Origin of the sequence: Kitasatospora sp. NPDC059817 (genome assembly GCF_042731835.1) — a bacterium.
Taxonomy (GTDB): domain Bacteria; phylum Actinomycetota; class Actinomycetes; order Streptomycetales; family Streptomycetaceae; genus Kitasatospora.
In genome coordinates this window covers 40,190-52,966 of sequence record NZ_JBHWIR010000031.1, presented here as the reverse complement: position 1 = coordinate 52,966, position 12,777 = coordinate 40,190, and the positions used below count along the sequence as shown (strand labels likewise).

Here is a 12,777-nt window from a genome sequence, read left to right as displayed (position 1 = left end):
CGATCCGACAACCGCTCACCCGCACACGACTTGACCTGCCCCACCCTCGCCACACCACAACCAACGAGACAGACACACCAAAGTCACTGGCATTGGGCCTAGAAGGACGCGTTCTCCCGGTACGTCCCCCACTCCTCGCGCAGCGCGTTGCAGATCTCGCCCAGGGTCGCCTCGGCACGCACCGCGTCCAGCATCGGCGGGATCATCGACTCGCCCGAGCGCGCGGCCGCCAGCATGGCGTCCAGCCCGGCCCGCGCCGCCGCCTCGTCCCGGGCCTCCTTGCGCTCGCGCAGCACCCGCACCTGCTCGCGTTCGACCTCGTGGCTGACCCGCAGGATCTCCAGTTCGGGGGTGACGCTGCGCGGGTGGCAGTTGACGCCGACCACGCGCTTGTCCCCCTTCTCCACCGACTGCTGGTACTGGAAGGCCGCCTCGGCGATCTCGCCGGTGAACCAGCCCTCCTCGATCCCGCGCAGGATGCCGGAGGTGATCGGGCCGATCCCGTGGTCCTCGCGGCCCTTGTCGAGGATCCGCTGGAAGATCGCCTCGGCCTGCTGCTCGATCCGGTCGGTGAGCGCCTCGACGTACCAGGAACCGCCCAGCGGGTCGGCCACGTTGGCGACGCCGGTCTCCTCCATCAGCACCTGCTGGGTGCGCAGGGCGATCTCGGCGGCCTGCTCGGAGGGCAGCGCCAAGGTCTCGTCCAGGGCGTTGGTGTGCAGCGAGTTGGTGCCGCCGAGCACCGCGGACAGCGCCTCCACGGCGGTGCGGACCACGTTGTTGTACGGCTGCTGCGCGGTCAGCGAGACGCCGGCGGTCTGGGTGTGGAAGCGCAGCCACTGCGCCTTGTCGGTCTTGGCGCCGAAGCGGTCGCGCATCCAGCGGGCCCAGATCCGGCGCGCGGCGCGGAACTTGGCGATCTCCTCGAAGAAGTCCAGGTGCGCGTCGAAGAAGAAGGACAGGCCGGGCGCGAAGACGTCCACGTCCAGGCCCCGGGACAGGCCCAGCTCGACGTAGGCGAAGCCGTCGGCGAGGGTGTACGCGAGCTCCTGCGCGGCCGTCGCCCCGGCCTCGCGGATGTGGTAGCCGGAGACGGACAGCGGCTTGTACGCGGGGATGCCCTGGGCGCAGTACGCCATCAGGTCGCCGATCAGCCGCAGGTGCGGCTCGGGGGCGAAGAGCCACTCCTTCTGGGCGATGTACTCCTTGAAGATGTCCGTCTGCAGGGTGCCGTTGAGCACCGCCGGGTCGACGCCCTGGCGCTCGGCGGCGACCAGGTACATGCAGAAGATCGGGACGGCCGGGCCGCTGATCGTCATCGAGGTGGTGACCTCGCCGAGCGGGATGCCGTTGAACAGCACCTCCATGTCGGCGGCCGAGTCGATGGCGACGCCGCAGTGGCCCACCTCGCCGAGCGACTTGGCGTCGTCGGAGTCGTAGCCCATCAGGGTGGGCATGTCGAAGGCGACCGAGAGGCCGCCGCCGCCCGCCTCCAGGATCATCCGGTAGCGCTCGTTGGTCTGCTGCGCGTTGCCGAAGCCGGCGAACTGGCGGATGGTCCAGGTGCGGCCCCGGTAGCCGGTCGGGTGCAGCCCGCGGGTGAAGGGGTACTCGCCCGGCCAGCCGATCCGCTCGAAGCCCTCGACGGCCTGCCCGGGGGCGGGCCCGTACATCGGCTCGACCTCGTCGCCGGACAGGGTGGTGAAGTCCGCGTCCCGCTTGCGGGCGCTGTCGTACCGCTGCTGCCAGCGCTGCCGTCCGCGCTCGATCTCCTCGGCGTCCATGACCCCGAACTCCGCTCCGTACGGCCGCCACGGCACCGGGGCGGCACAGCTATTAGGACGTCCTACTAATTTACTCGACTGCCCATGTAGGTGTCTTGGGTGGCGGGGGTCGAAACGCCGGGGGCCGCAAACGCGCAGTGCCCCTTCCCCCGCGGGGGAAGGGGCACTCGCCGGGGCGTCGGATCAGACGCCGGCGGGCTGGCGGGCGTCGCCGCCGGCCGGGAGCCGCTCGGCGGCCTCGCGGACCACCTTGCGCTCGAAGACGAAGGAGGCGAACGGGATGCAGCCGGCGGCCAGGGTCAGGATCATCCGGCCGAGCGGCCACTTCAGCTTCTGCCCGAGCAGGAAGGTCACCACGAAGTACCCGATGTACAGGTAGCCGTGCAGCATCGCGACGTACGTGGTCAGGTCCTCGGCCGCGTCGAAGCCGTACTTCGCGACCATGAAGCCGCAGAACACCAGCAGGGCCACACCGGTCGCAATGGCCAGGGCCCGGTACCAGCCCAGCAGGGGGGTCGCCTTCATACTCTTCATCGCCTCGTTCGGCAGGGATCGACCGGTACGCCCGGATCCGCGCACCGCTCCCACGAGGGTAGCCGTCCTCACGGCCGCTCCGGCGCAGCCCCCTCGCCGCGGTCGTCGGTGAAGTCGCCGGCGGCGATCCGCAGCGGCCTGAGCAGTTCGAACACCTGCCGACACTGCTCGGTGTCGTACTCCTCCAGCCCGAACTCCATCGCCATGAGTTCCCGGGTGGCCTCCTCGACCGTCTCGCGGCCGCGGCCGGTGATCGCGGCGAGCACGCCGCGGCCGTCCAGCGGGTTGGGGCGGCGGGCGACCAGGCCGGCCCGCTCCAACCGGTCGACGGTGTTGGTGACGCTGGTCGGGTGGACCATGAGCCGCTCGCCGATCTTGGACAGCGAGAGCTCGCCGGTCCGGCTGAAGGTCAGCAGCACCAGCGCCTCGTACCGGGCGAAGGTCAGCCCGTACGGCTTGAGCACCGCGTCGACCCGGGAGAGCAGGATCTGGTGGGCTCGCATGATCGAGGTGATCGCCGCCATCGAGGGGACCCCGCCCCAGCGGCGGGTCCAGAGCTCGTCGGCGCGGGCGATCGGGTCGAAGTCGAGGGCTAGGGGCTTGGGCACCTCCTTACCGTACCGGCGGACGGGACGGGTGCTACCAGCCGTCCTGATGGTGGACAAGCGCGACGCGTGGCGGGAACCCGCCAAAAGGGCGGCCAGGTCCATACCAGGACATTGCACCGGTGTGAATGCACGGCAACGGGGGCGGGGCGCAGCGGAGTTGACGGCCGATCGGTCCGCAGCCGCACTATCAGGCCTCGGTTCGGATGGTAACCCGCTGAAAGGCAGGGTGATTCGCACCTTTTGTCCGCCCGTTCACAATCCTTCCGGCTGGCGGGACTTGGCCAATTCATGAGCAAGACCTGTCATTTGATTTGCTCGATTGTCATGCTTTCCGCCAACCCCGTCCGGTAGCCACCACCCCCACCCACCGGTGGCTCGCCGCTCGACCGCACGGGGTCCGCACGTCAGCGCCCGTCCCGCCCCTCAGGTGCCGACCCCGGCCCCCGGGACGAGGCGCGACCGCCCACACGCGGTTACCCGGAAGGACTCGTCCGTGAAGCGAAAGCTCGCAGCAGTCGCCGTACTCTCCGCCACCGCCCTGCTCACCGGCGTCGTCCAGGTGAGCACCGCCGCCCAGGCCAGCCCGATCCCCGCGGCGCAGGCGCAGGCCGCCGAGCAGCACGCGGCGGCGCTCGCCCTGGCGGGCGGCCAGTCCGGCCCGCTGGCGAAGGCCCTCGCCCTCGGCGGCCAGGAGCAACTGGTGGCGAAGGACGCCGTGGTGGACCAGGACGGCACCCGGCACCTGCGCTTCGAGCGCACCTACGCCGGACTGCCCGTGCTCGGCGGCGACCTGGTCGTCCACCAGAACGCCCGCGGCGCGGTGCAGTCGGTCGACAAGGCGGTCTCCGCACAGCTGAGCCTGTCGAGCCTGGCCCCGCAGATCCCGGCCGACAAGGCCGCCGCGCAGGCCACCGGCGCCGTCCAGGCCACCGTCGGCGTCGCCGCGGACAAGGACGAGTCCCCGCTGGCGGCCGTGCACCAGACCGGCAAGGCCGAGCTGGTGGTCTGGGCGAGCGACGGCAACCCGCGCCTGGCGTACCGGACCACCGTCGAGGGCGTGCGCGCCGACGGCACCCCCAGCAGCCAGCTGCTGGTCACCGACGCCGCCACCGGCCAGGTGCTGTCCACCCACGAGCAGGTGCAGACCGCCTCCGGCACCGGCAAGGGCGTCTTCGTCGGCAGCGTCCCGCTGACCACCACCCAGAGCGGCAGCTCGTACCAGCTGAAGGACGCCACGCGCGGCGGCCAGTCGACCGTCAACCTGAAGAACAAGACCTCCGGCACCGGCACGCTGGTCGCCAACTCGACCAACGCCTTCGGCAACGGCCTGGCCTCCAACAGCGAGTCCGCCGCCGTGGACGCCCAGTACGGCGCGGCCGCCACCTGGGACTTCTACAAGAACACCTTCGGCCGCAACGGCATCAAGAACAACGGCGTCGGCGCGACCAGCCGGGTGCACTACGGCTCCAACTACGTCAACGCGTTCTGGAGCGACGCCTGCTTCTGCATGTCCTACGGCGACGGCAGCGGCAACACCCACCCGCTCACCGAGATCGACGTGGCCGGCCACGAGATGAGCCACGGCGTCACCTCCGCCACGGCGAACCTCAACTACTCCGGCGAGTCCGGCGGCCTCAACGAGGCCACCTCCGACATCTTCGGCACGATGGTCGAGTTCTACGCCAACCTGCCCTCCAACCCGCCGAACTACTGGATCGGCGAGCTGATCAACCTGAACGGCGACGGCTCCCCGCTGCGCTACATGGACAAGCCCAGCAAGGACGGCGCCTCGGCGGACTCCTGGTACTCGGGCGTCGGCAACCTGGACGTCCACTACTCCTCGGGCATCGCCAACCACTTCTTCTACCTGCTGTCCGAGGGCAGCGGCGCGAAGAGCATCAACGGCTTCAGCTACAACAGCCCGACCTCCAACGGCTCGGCCGTCACCGGCATCGGCCGGGACAAGGCCGCGCAGATCTGGTACCGCGCGCTGACCGTCTACTTCACCTCCACCACCAACTACGCGAGTGCCCGCACCGGCACCCTGAAGGCCGCCTCCGACCTGTACGGCGCCACCAGCGCCGAGTACAAGGCGGTTGCGGCCGCGTGGAGCGGCGTCAACGTCAACTGACGTACCGCGCACGGTGACAGGACGTCCGGGGCCTCCGCGGAAGGCGGTCCCGGACGTCCGCACACCCCCCTTGCATGCCCACGCCCTCCCCTGCCCTTCCCGCCCGCCCCGCTCCCCGGGTGGCGAAGTCCCGCCAGCCGGACGAACCGCCCGTAGCGGGCACTGGGCGGCAGCCGAACCATCCGCACCAATACTGGCGGATCCCGGCCAATCCCTGTCCGTGGTCTGTCATTTCCTGCCATCGATTGTCATGCTTCTGCCCAAGCCCCGTCCGACATCCGTCACCCCCACCCATCGACGGATCGTCAGGTACCGCACGGGAGCAGCACGTCCGCGCCCTACCGCCCCAACGGCGCCAACCCCGGCGCCCCGGTACGCGGCGCAACCGCGCGCACACGCGGTTTCGTGGAAGGAACCCCCGCACGTGAAGCGAAAGCTGACAGCCGGCGCCGTACTCTCCGCCACCGCCCTGCTCGCCGGCGTGATCCAGATCGCCATCGTCCCCGCCGCCCAGGCCGCCGCCCCGTCGCCGGAGCAGCAGCGCGCGGCGCTGCTCGCGGTGGCCGCCGGGCAGAGCAGCCCGGTCGCCCAGGCCCTGGCCCTCGGCGGCCAGGAGCGGCTGGTGGTCAAGGACGTCGTCGCGGACGCCAACGGCGAACGCCACCTGCGCTACGAGCGGACCTACGCCGGCCTGCCGGTGCTCGGCGGCGACCTGGTCGTCCACCAGCGCGCCGACGGCTCGGTGGACTCGGTCGACCGGGCCTTCGACGGCAGCCTGTCGCTGCCGAGCCTGGCCCCGGGCCTCGCCGCCGGGCAGGCGGCCGAGCGGGCCACCGCCGCGGTGCGGGCGACCGTCGGAACGGCCGCCGACGAGGACGAGGCGGCGCTCAGCCGGGTCGACGGCGCGGGCGCGGCCGAGCTGGTGGTGTGGGCGGCCGACGGCGCGCCGCGGCTGGCCCACCGCACGGTGGTCCGCGGCGAGCGGGCCGACGGCACCCCGAGCAGCCAGCAGGTCGTCACCGACGCCGCCACCGGCGAGGTGCTGTCCACCCGCGAGCAGGTGCAGACCGCGACCGGCACCGGCAAGGGCGTCAACGTCGGCACCGTCACGCTGACCACCACCCAGAGCGGCTCGACCTACTCGCTGAAGGACGCCACCCGCGGCGGCCAGTCCACCACCGACCTCAAGGGCGCCACCTCGGGCAACGGCACGCTGTTCGCCAAGACCAGCAACTCCTGGGGCAACGGCCTGGCCTCCAACCGCGAGTCCGCCGCCGTGGACGCCCAGTACGGCGCCGCGGCCACCTGGGACTACTACAAGAACACCTTCGGCCGCAACGGCATCAAGAACAACGGCGTCGGCGCCGCCAGCCGCGTCCACTACGGCTCCAACTACGTCAACGCGTTCTGGGACGACTCCTGCTTCTGCATGACGTACGGGGACGGCTCCGGCAACACCAACCCGCTGACCGCGATCGACGTCTCCGGCCACGAGATGACCCACGGCGTCACCTCCGCCACGGCGAACCTCAACTACTCCGGCGAGTCCGGCGGCCTCAACGAGGCCACCTCCGACATCTTCGGCACCATGGTCGAGTGGTCGGCCAACCTGCCCGCGGACCCGCCGGACTACCTGATCGGCGAGAAGCTCAACATCTTCGGCAACGGCAAGCCGCTGCGCTACATGGACAAGCCCTCCAAGGACGGCAACTCCGCGGACTCCTGGTACTCGGGCGTCGGCAACCTCGACGTCCACTACTCCTCGGGCATCGCCAACCACTTCTTCTACCTGCTGTCCGAGGGCAGCGGCGCCAAGGTGGTCAACGGGGTCAGCTACAACAGCCCGACCTCCAACGGCTCGACGGTCACCGGCATCGGCCGGACCAAGGCGGCCGCGATCTGGTACCGCGCGCTGACCGTCTACATGACCTCCACCACCAACTACAAGGCCGCCCGCACGGCGACCCTGAAGGCCGCGACCGACCTGTACGGCGCCACCAGCACCGAGTACAAGACCGTGGCGGCCGCGTGGAGCGGCGTCAACGTCAACTAGCCACCCCTAGCCACCCCCGGTAAGAAACGGCGACAGGCTGCCGCGGCCCTTTGGGAGAGGAGGCCGCGGCAGCCTGTCGACCGTCGCGCAGTGGGGGTTCGTCCCTACGTGGTGGCCGGCTTCAGCTCGCCGCGCTCCTCCTTGGCGAGCATCCGCTCGGCGAAGAAGCCGCCGGTGGGCAGCACCGAGAGGACGAACAGCAGCACGCCGCGCTTGGCGTCCCACTTCTGCGCCTGCCAGGCCTGGATCCAGAAGACGACGTACAGGATGAACAGGATCCCGTGGACCATGCCCATCACCGGGACGCCGTCGAAGGACGTGGTCCGCTTCAGCACGGAGCAGATCAGCAGCAGGATGAACGAGACCCCTTCGGGGCCGGAGACCAGGCGCAGGCGGTGGACGGCGCTGCTGTTCACGATGGGTACCTCAATACGGGGGTCGGAGGCGGACCTGCTTGTGAAGCGACTCACAAGCCTTCCGGCCATTATCACCGAGCACCTGTCCGAAGCCCCGGCCGGGGTGGGCACCGTGCCCGACGTCACAGCCGCCGTGTCCGGCCCCGGCGCCACGGCCGTCGCGCCCGACCCCACGGCCGTCGTGTCCGTGTCACAGCTGTGCGCCAGAACCAGGCGGGTCGCGCCGGCCCGTCACCCGCTGCCCCTATCCTGCTGCCCGCGCCCGACGCACCGGGCGCCGTAGACATCGGACGACCGGGGGTAGCGACCACATGTTCAAGCGGGACTGGGACCGAAGGACCTGCGCCAAGCGCGGCCACACCACCTACGCACCGACCGAGCCCGAGCTGGCCGCCCGGCTGCACGCCGCGACCGCCCTCGGCGACGCCTGGCGCTGCCTGCGCTGCGGAGACTTCGCGCTCGGCGCCCCGCACGGCTCCGGCCCGGCGCAGGACGCCCCGCTGGTGCCGCGCGGCAAGGCCCTGCGGGACCTCTTCATCCTGCGCTTCCTCGCCGTCGAGCGGGTGCTGCGCGGCCTGCTGATCATCATCGTGGCCTGGGCCGTCTGGAAGTTCTCCAACAGCCAGGACGCCGTGCACCGGGTGTTCGACGAGAACCTGTCGGTCTTCCGGCCGGTCACCGACCACTTCCACTGGGACCTCGAACACTCCCCGATCGTCGACACCATCCGCAAGACCTTCGACTACAGGAAGAGCACCCTGCTGATCGTCGCGGGCGCGCTGGTGGCCTACGCGCTGATCGAGATCGTCGAGGCGGTCGGCCTCTGGCTGGGCAGGCGCTGGGCCGAGTACCTCACCGTCGTGGCCACCGCCGCCTTCCTGCCGCTGGAGGGCTACGAGCTGAGCGAGCACGTCAGCGCCGTGAAGATCGGCACGCTGGTGCTGAACATCGCCGCGGTGCTCTGGATCATGCTGTCCAAGCGGCTGTTCGGGCTGCGCGGCGGTGTGGTGGCCTTCGAGGCGGAGCGCCACTCGGCCTCGCTGCTGGAGGTCGAGGAGGCGGCCGGCGCCGTCCCGCACGCCGCTCGGGGGGCGCACGCGCGGGCGTGACCGGCGCGTTTGTCGCAGACCGGTACCAGTTCCGCCCCCGCCCCTCCCCCTGCACCGGCCGCGCCCGCTAGATTGCGGCCGTGGCACAGTTCAGACTCCAGGGATCCCGGGTACTCGCCGTCGAGTTGGCCGGCGAGGCCGTCAAGGCCAGACACGGCTCGATGGTCGCCTACACCGGCCAGATGAGCTTCAAGAAGCTGACCGGCGGCGGGGACGGCCTGCGCGGCATGGTCGCCCGCCGGCTCACCGGCGAGCAGATGACCGTCATGGAGGTGAAGGGCCAGGGCACCTGCTACTTCGCCGACAAGGCCACCGAGATCAACCTGGTCCGGCTGAACGGCGAGACGCTGTTCGTCGAGGCGGACAACCTGCTCTGCACGGAGGGCTCGCTGCGCACCGGCACCACCTTCACCGGACTCAACGGCATGTCCTCCGGCAACGGCCTCTTCACCACCAAGGTGGAGGGCCACGGCTGGGCCGCCGTCACCTCGAACGGGCCCGCGATCATCCTGCGGGTCGGCCAGGGCCAGCCGCTGCGGGTGGACCCGGGCGCCTACGTGGCGCACACCGGCAGCCTGCGCCGCAGCCTGAAGTCGGGCGCGGGCTGGACCACGGTGATCGGCGAGGGCGGCGGCGAGGCCGTCCAGGTGGAGTTCACCGGAGAGGGCCTGGTGTACGTGCAGCCGTCGGAGAAGGTCACCATCGGGGGCGACGTCTGATGGGCTTCACGAAGATCAACGGCAAGATGGTCGAGGCCGTGGTGCTGCCCGGGCAGCGGCTGTTCAGCCAGCGCGGCGCGATGCTCGCGTACACCGGGGACGTCCGCTTCACGCCGAACATCACCGGCGGGCAGGGCGGCGTGATGTCGATGATCGGCCGCCGGGTGGCCAACGAGGACACCCCGCTGATGACCGTCGAGGGCCAGGGCCGGGTGATGTTCGGCCACGGCGGCCACCACGTGCACGTGATCGACCTGGCCGGCGACACCCTGTACGTCGAGGCGGACCGGCTGCTGGCCTTCGAGGGCACGCTGCGCCAGTCCACCATGTTCATGGGCTCGCAGGGCGGGGTGATGGGCATGGTCCGCGGCCAGGTCACCGGCCAGGGCCTGTTCACCACCCAGCTGGACGGCAAGGGCTCGGTCGCGGTGATGGCGCACGGCGGCGTCTTCGAGCTGCCGATCGTCCCGGGTCAGCCGGTGCACGTCGACCCGCAGGCGTACGTGGCGCACCGCGGCCAGGTGCAGAACAAGCTGTCCACGGCGCTGGGCTGGCGCGACATGATCGGCCGCGGCTCCGGCGAGGCCTTCCAGCTGGAGCTGTCCGGACAGGGCGCGGTGTACGTCCAGGCGAGCGAGGAGAAGCTCTGATGTCCTACCCGCCGCAGCCGCCGTACGGGCAGTCGCCGTACGACCAGCCGACCCAGCCCGGCTTCGCCGCCCCTCCCCCGCCGGGCTACGCGCCGCCGCCCGGCCAGGGCCACCCGCCCGCGCAGGGCTACCCCCAGCAGGGCGGCTACCCGCCGCCGCCTCCCCCGCAGCAGCCCCAACAGGCCTACGCCCAGGAGCAGTTCGGCGGCCCGCAGGCCCCGCTGCCGAACGCGCACGGCGGCTCCGGCCCGGTGGTGCACGACGCGTACAGCCTGCCGGTGAACGACAACGTCAACCCGTACGCCTACTCGGTCGACCTGAACGGCTCGTACTTCCTGCAGAAGGGCAAGATGGTCGCCTACTACGGCGACATCACCTTCAAGGGCGTCGGCGCCGGCATGCTGGACCGGGTGATCGGCCAGCACTTCAACTCGCCGATGCACGCGGCGGACTGGGTCGTCGCCCAGGGCCGCGGCAAGCTGCTGCTGGCCGACCGGGCCTTCGACCTCAACTCCTACGACCTGGACGACGGCAACCTGACCGTCCGCTCGGGCAACCTGCTGGCCTTCGACCCGTCGCTGCGGCTCAAGCAGTCGATCATCCCGGGCTTCCTGACCCTGATCGGCACCGGGAAGTTCGTCGCCGCCTCCAACGGGCCGGTGCACTTCGTCGAGCCGCCGATCCGGGTGGACCCGCAGGCGCTGGTCGGCTGGGCGGACTGCCCGGCGCCGTGCCACCACTACGACCACGACTACATGCACGGGCTGATCGGCGGCATCCGGCGGCTGACCGGGCTGGGCGGGGCCTCCGGCGAGGAGCACCAGTTCGAGTTCATCGGCGCCGGCCAGGTGCTGCTGCAGTCCAGCGAGAAGCTGATGGCCGAGCGGTCGGTGGGCCAGGTGGACGCCGAGGCGGGCGTGCCGGTGGGCGGGGTACCGTCCCAGCCGGCGGCGTCGGGCCACGGCGGGGGCAACCTCAACGTGCCGGGCCTCGGCAATCTGGGCGATCTGGGGCGACGTTTCGGCCTGTAAACTTGTACAATATTGAACTAAATAGGGTATGCTGAGCCCATGGATACGCACACGATCAACACTGCGGACACCCCTCCGTCGCAGCCCGAGGAGGAGACTCCCTGGCTGACCGCCAGGGAGCAGCGGATGTGGCGCGCCCATCTGGAGGTCGCCAAGCTGCTGGAGTACCAGCTCAGCCGCGAACTCCAGCCGCACAACCTGGCGATCAACGACTACGAGATCCTGGTCGTGCTCTCCGAGGCCCCCGACCGTCGGATGCGGATGACCGACCTCGCCACCGCCACCCTCCAGTCCAAGAGCCGGCTCTCGCACCAGATCACCCGGATGGAGAACGCCGGCCTGGTGCTGCGCCAGGAGTGTCCCGGCGACCGCCGCGGCCTCTACGCCCACCTCACCGAGCACGGCTGGGACACCATGCAGCGGGTCGCCCCCGACCACGTGCGCAGCGTCCGGGCCCACTTCATCGACCGCTTCACCCAGGAGCAGCTCGACGCCATGTACGAGGCACTCGCCCCGGTCGCCGAACACCTGCGCGGCCTCCGCGGCCGCGCCTGACGCACCGCCGCCCCCCCAGCACACCAGGGCCGGCCCCACCGGGGGCCGGCCCTGCGCCGTCCTCAGGCGCGGGTGAGGCCGGCCACGAGTTCGTCGGCCGCGCCGTACGGGTCCAGTTCGCCCGCCACCACCCGCTCGGCCAGGCCGGCCAGGTGGCGGTCCCCGCGCAGGTCGCCGATCCGGGTGCGCAGTTCGGCCAGCGCGATCGCCTCGATCTCGTCGGAGGCCCGGCGGCGGCGGCGCGCCGCCAGTTCGCCGTGCTCCTCCAGCCAGGCGCGGTGCTTCTCCAGCGCCTCGACCAGCTCGTCGACGCCCTCGCCGCGGGCGGCGACGGTCTTGACGATCGGCGGGCGCCAGTCCCCCGCCCCGCGGGCCTCACCGAGGCCGAGCATGTGGTTGAGCTCGCGCGCGGTGGCGTCGGCGCCGTCCCGGTCGGCCTTGTTGACCACGAAGACGTCGCCGATCTCCAGGATCCCGGCCTTGGCGGCCTGGATGCCGTCGCCCATGCCGGGGGCGAGCAGCACCACGGTGGTGTCGGCCTGGGCGGCGATCTCCACCTCGGACTGGCCCACCCCGACGGTCTCGACCAGGATCACGTCGCAGCCGGCCGCGTCCAGCACCCGCAGGGCCTGCGGGGCCGTCCAGGACAGCCCGCCGAGGTGGCCGCGGGTGGCCATCGAGCGGATGAACACCTCGGGGTCGGTGGCGTGGTCCTGCATCCGGACCCGGTCGCCGAGCAGCGCGCCGCCGGAGAACGGCGAGGACGGGTCGACGGCCAGCACCCCGACCCGCTTGCCGAGCCGCCGGTAGGCGGAGACCAGCGCCGAGGTGGAGGTGGACTTGCCGACCCCGGGCGAGCCGGTCAGGCCCACCGTGTAGGCCTGCCCGGTGTACGGCGCGAGCGCGGCCATCGCCTCGCGCAGTTGCGGGGCGGCGTTCTCGACCAGCGTGATCAGCCGGGCGACCGCCCGCGGCCGGCCCGCCCGGGCCTGTTCGACCAGCGTGGCGACATCGATCATCGGGAGCTCCTAGCGCGGAGTCCCTCTCCGCGGGCGGCCCGGGGGCGGGGGGGCAATCTGGGGGGGGCCGGGGGGGCCGGGGGCGCGGTTGAGGGGGGTGTTGGACCCCCCCCACCGCTCGCCCCGCGCCTTCTCCCCCGACGAGGTGGCGCTGCTGTGCACGCTGGC

The 12,777-nt window shown here is 71.4% G+C and carries 12 protein-coding genes; 7 read left to right on the top strand and 5 right to left on the bottom strand.

Translation table 11 applies throughout. The features are described from left to right. Nucleotides 1-98 precede the first annotated feature (98 nt). The 3 genes from ACFV61_RS09730 to ACFV61_RS09720 all read right to left on the bottom strand — a co-directional run bounded on the left by ACFV61_RS09730 (nt 99) and on the right by ACFV61_RS09720 (nt 2,926). Nucleotides 99-1,784 carry a methylmalonyl-CoA mutase gene (locus ACFV61_RS09730; protein ID WP_380490950.1) on the bottom strand — a complete coding sequence of 562 codons (1,686 nt, stop codon included), beginning with the start codon at nt 1,782-1,784 and terminating at the stop codon, nt 99-101. 183 nt (nt 1,785-1,967) lie between these two features. Next, nucleotides 1,968-2,309 (bottom strand): DUF3817 domain-containing protein, encoded by a 342-nt coding sequence (locus tag ACFV61_RS09725; protein ID WP_063347771.1) that lies wholly within the window; start codon nt 2,307-2,309, stop codon nt 1,968-1,970. A gap of 77 nt (nt 2,310-2,386) precedes the next feature. Further along, nucleotides 2,387-2,926 (bottom strand): MarR family winged helix-turn-helix transcriptional regulator, encoded by a 540-nt coding sequence (locus ACFV61_RS09720; RefSeq protein WP_063347772.1) that lies wholly within the window; start codon nt 2,924-2,926, stop codon nt 2,387-2,389. Nucleotides 2,927-3,419: 493 nt separating this feature from the next. Between ACFV61_RS09720 and ACFV61_RS09715 the strand changes: the two genes are divergently transcribed. Both ACFV61_RS09715 and ACFV61_RS09710 read left to right on the top strand, forming a co-directional pair. After that, nucleotides 3,420-5,057: a M4 family metallopeptidase gene (locus ACFV61_RS09715; RefSeq protein WP_380490948.1), complete on the top strand. Its 1,638-nt coding sequence runs from the start codon at nt 3,420-3,422 to the stop codon at nt 5,055-5,057. A 424-nt stretch (nt 5,058-5,481) separates the two neighbouring features. Further along, nucleotides 5,482-7,110 (top strand): M4 family metallopeptidase, encoded by a 1,629-nt coding sequence (locus ACFV61_RS09710; RefSeq protein WP_380490946.1) that lies wholly within the window; start codon nt 5,482-5,484, stop codon nt 7,108-7,110. A 104-nt stretch (nt 7,111-7,214) separates the two neighbouring features. Here ACFV61_RS09710 and ACFV61_RS09705 read toward each other — a convergent pair whose 3' ends face one another. Next, nucleotides 7,215-7,526, bottom strand: coding sequence for a DUF3817 domain-containing protein (locus tag ACFV61_RS09705; protein ID WP_380490944.1), 312 nt, complete (start codon nt 7,524-7,526; stop codon nt 7,215-7,217). Between the two features lie 311 nt (nt 7,527-7,837). Between ACFV61_RS09705 and ACFV61_RS09700 the strand changes: the two genes are divergently transcribed. The 5 genes from ACFV61_RS09700 (at nt 7,838) to ACFV61_RS09680 (ending at nt 11,590) form a co-directional block, all read left to right on the top strand. After that, nucleotides 7,838-8,635: a DUF2127 domain-containing protein gene (locus ACFV61_RS09700; RefSeq protein ID WP_380336718.1), complete on the top strand. Its 798-nt coding sequence runs from the start codon at nt 7,838-7,840 to the stop codon at nt 8,633-8,635. An 80-nt stretch (nt 8,636-8,715) separates the two neighbouring features. Further along, a complete protein-coding gene (locus tag ACFV61_RS09695; RefSeq protein ID WP_380490942.1) occupies nt 8,716-9,354 on the top strand; it encodes an AIM24 family protein in 639 nt (212 codons plus the stop codon). Continuing rightward, entirely contained in the window at nt 9,354-10,004 is a 651-nt protein-coding gene (locus ACFV61_RS09690; RefSeq protein ID WP_063347778.1) for an AIM24 family protein, read from the top strand. Before ACFV61_RS09695 ends, ACFV61_RS09690 begins: the two co-directional genes overlap by 1 nt. Nucleotides 10,005-10,225: 221 nt before the next feature. Continuing rightward, nucleotides 10,226-11,035 (top strand): AIM24 family protein, encoded by an 810-nt coding sequence (locus ACFV61_RS09685; protein WP_063351133.1) that lies wholly within the window; start codon nt 10,226-10,228, stop codon nt 11,033-11,035. Nucleotides 11,036-11,074: 39 nt separating this feature from the next. Further along, nucleotides 11,075-11,590, top strand: coding sequence for a MarR family winged helix-turn-helix transcriptional regulator (locus ACFV61_RS09680; protein ID WP_079135623.1), 516 nt, complete (start codon nt 11,075-11,077; stop codon nt 11,588-11,590). Nucleotides 11,591-11,652: 62 nt separating this feature from the next. Here the strand turns inward: ACFV61_RS09680 and meaB are convergent, their stop codons facing one another. Beyond that, nucleotides 11,653-12,609, bottom strand: a complete 957-nt coding sequence (gene meaB, locus ACFV61_RS09675; RefSeq protein WP_063347780.1) for a methylmalonyl Co-A mutase-associated GTPase MeaB — start codon at nt 12,607-12,609, stop codon at nt 11,653-11,655. Between the last annotated feature and the right edge of the window lie 168 nt (nt 12,610-12,777).

Bases quoted from the DNA above. Each gene is read 5' to 3' on its own strand.
- ACFV61_RS09730 (WP_380490950.1), bottom strand. From the start codon at position 1,784: ATGGACGCCGAGGAGATCGAGCGCGGACGGCAGCGCTGGCAGCAGCGG.
- ACFV61_RS09725 (WP_063347771.1), bottom strand. From the start codon at position 2,309: ATGAAGGCGACCCCCCTGCTGGGCTGGTACCGGGCCCTGGCCATTGCG.
- ACFV61_RS09700 (WP_380336718.1), top strand. From the start codon at position 7,838: ATGTTCAAGCGGGACTGGGACCGAAGGACCTGCGCCAAGCGCGGCCAC.
- ACFV61_RS09690 (WP_063347778.1), top strand. From the start codon at position 9,354: ATGGGCTTCACGAAGATCAACGGCAAGATGGTCGAGGCCGTGGTGCTG.
- ACFV61_RS09680 (WP_079135623.1), top strand. From the start codon at position 11,075: ATGGATACGCACACGATCAACACTGCGGACACCCCTCCGTCGCAGCCC.
- meaB (WP_063347780.1), bottom strand. From the start codon at position 12,609: ATGATCGATGTCGCCACGCTGGTCGAACAGGCCCGGGCGGGCCGGCCG.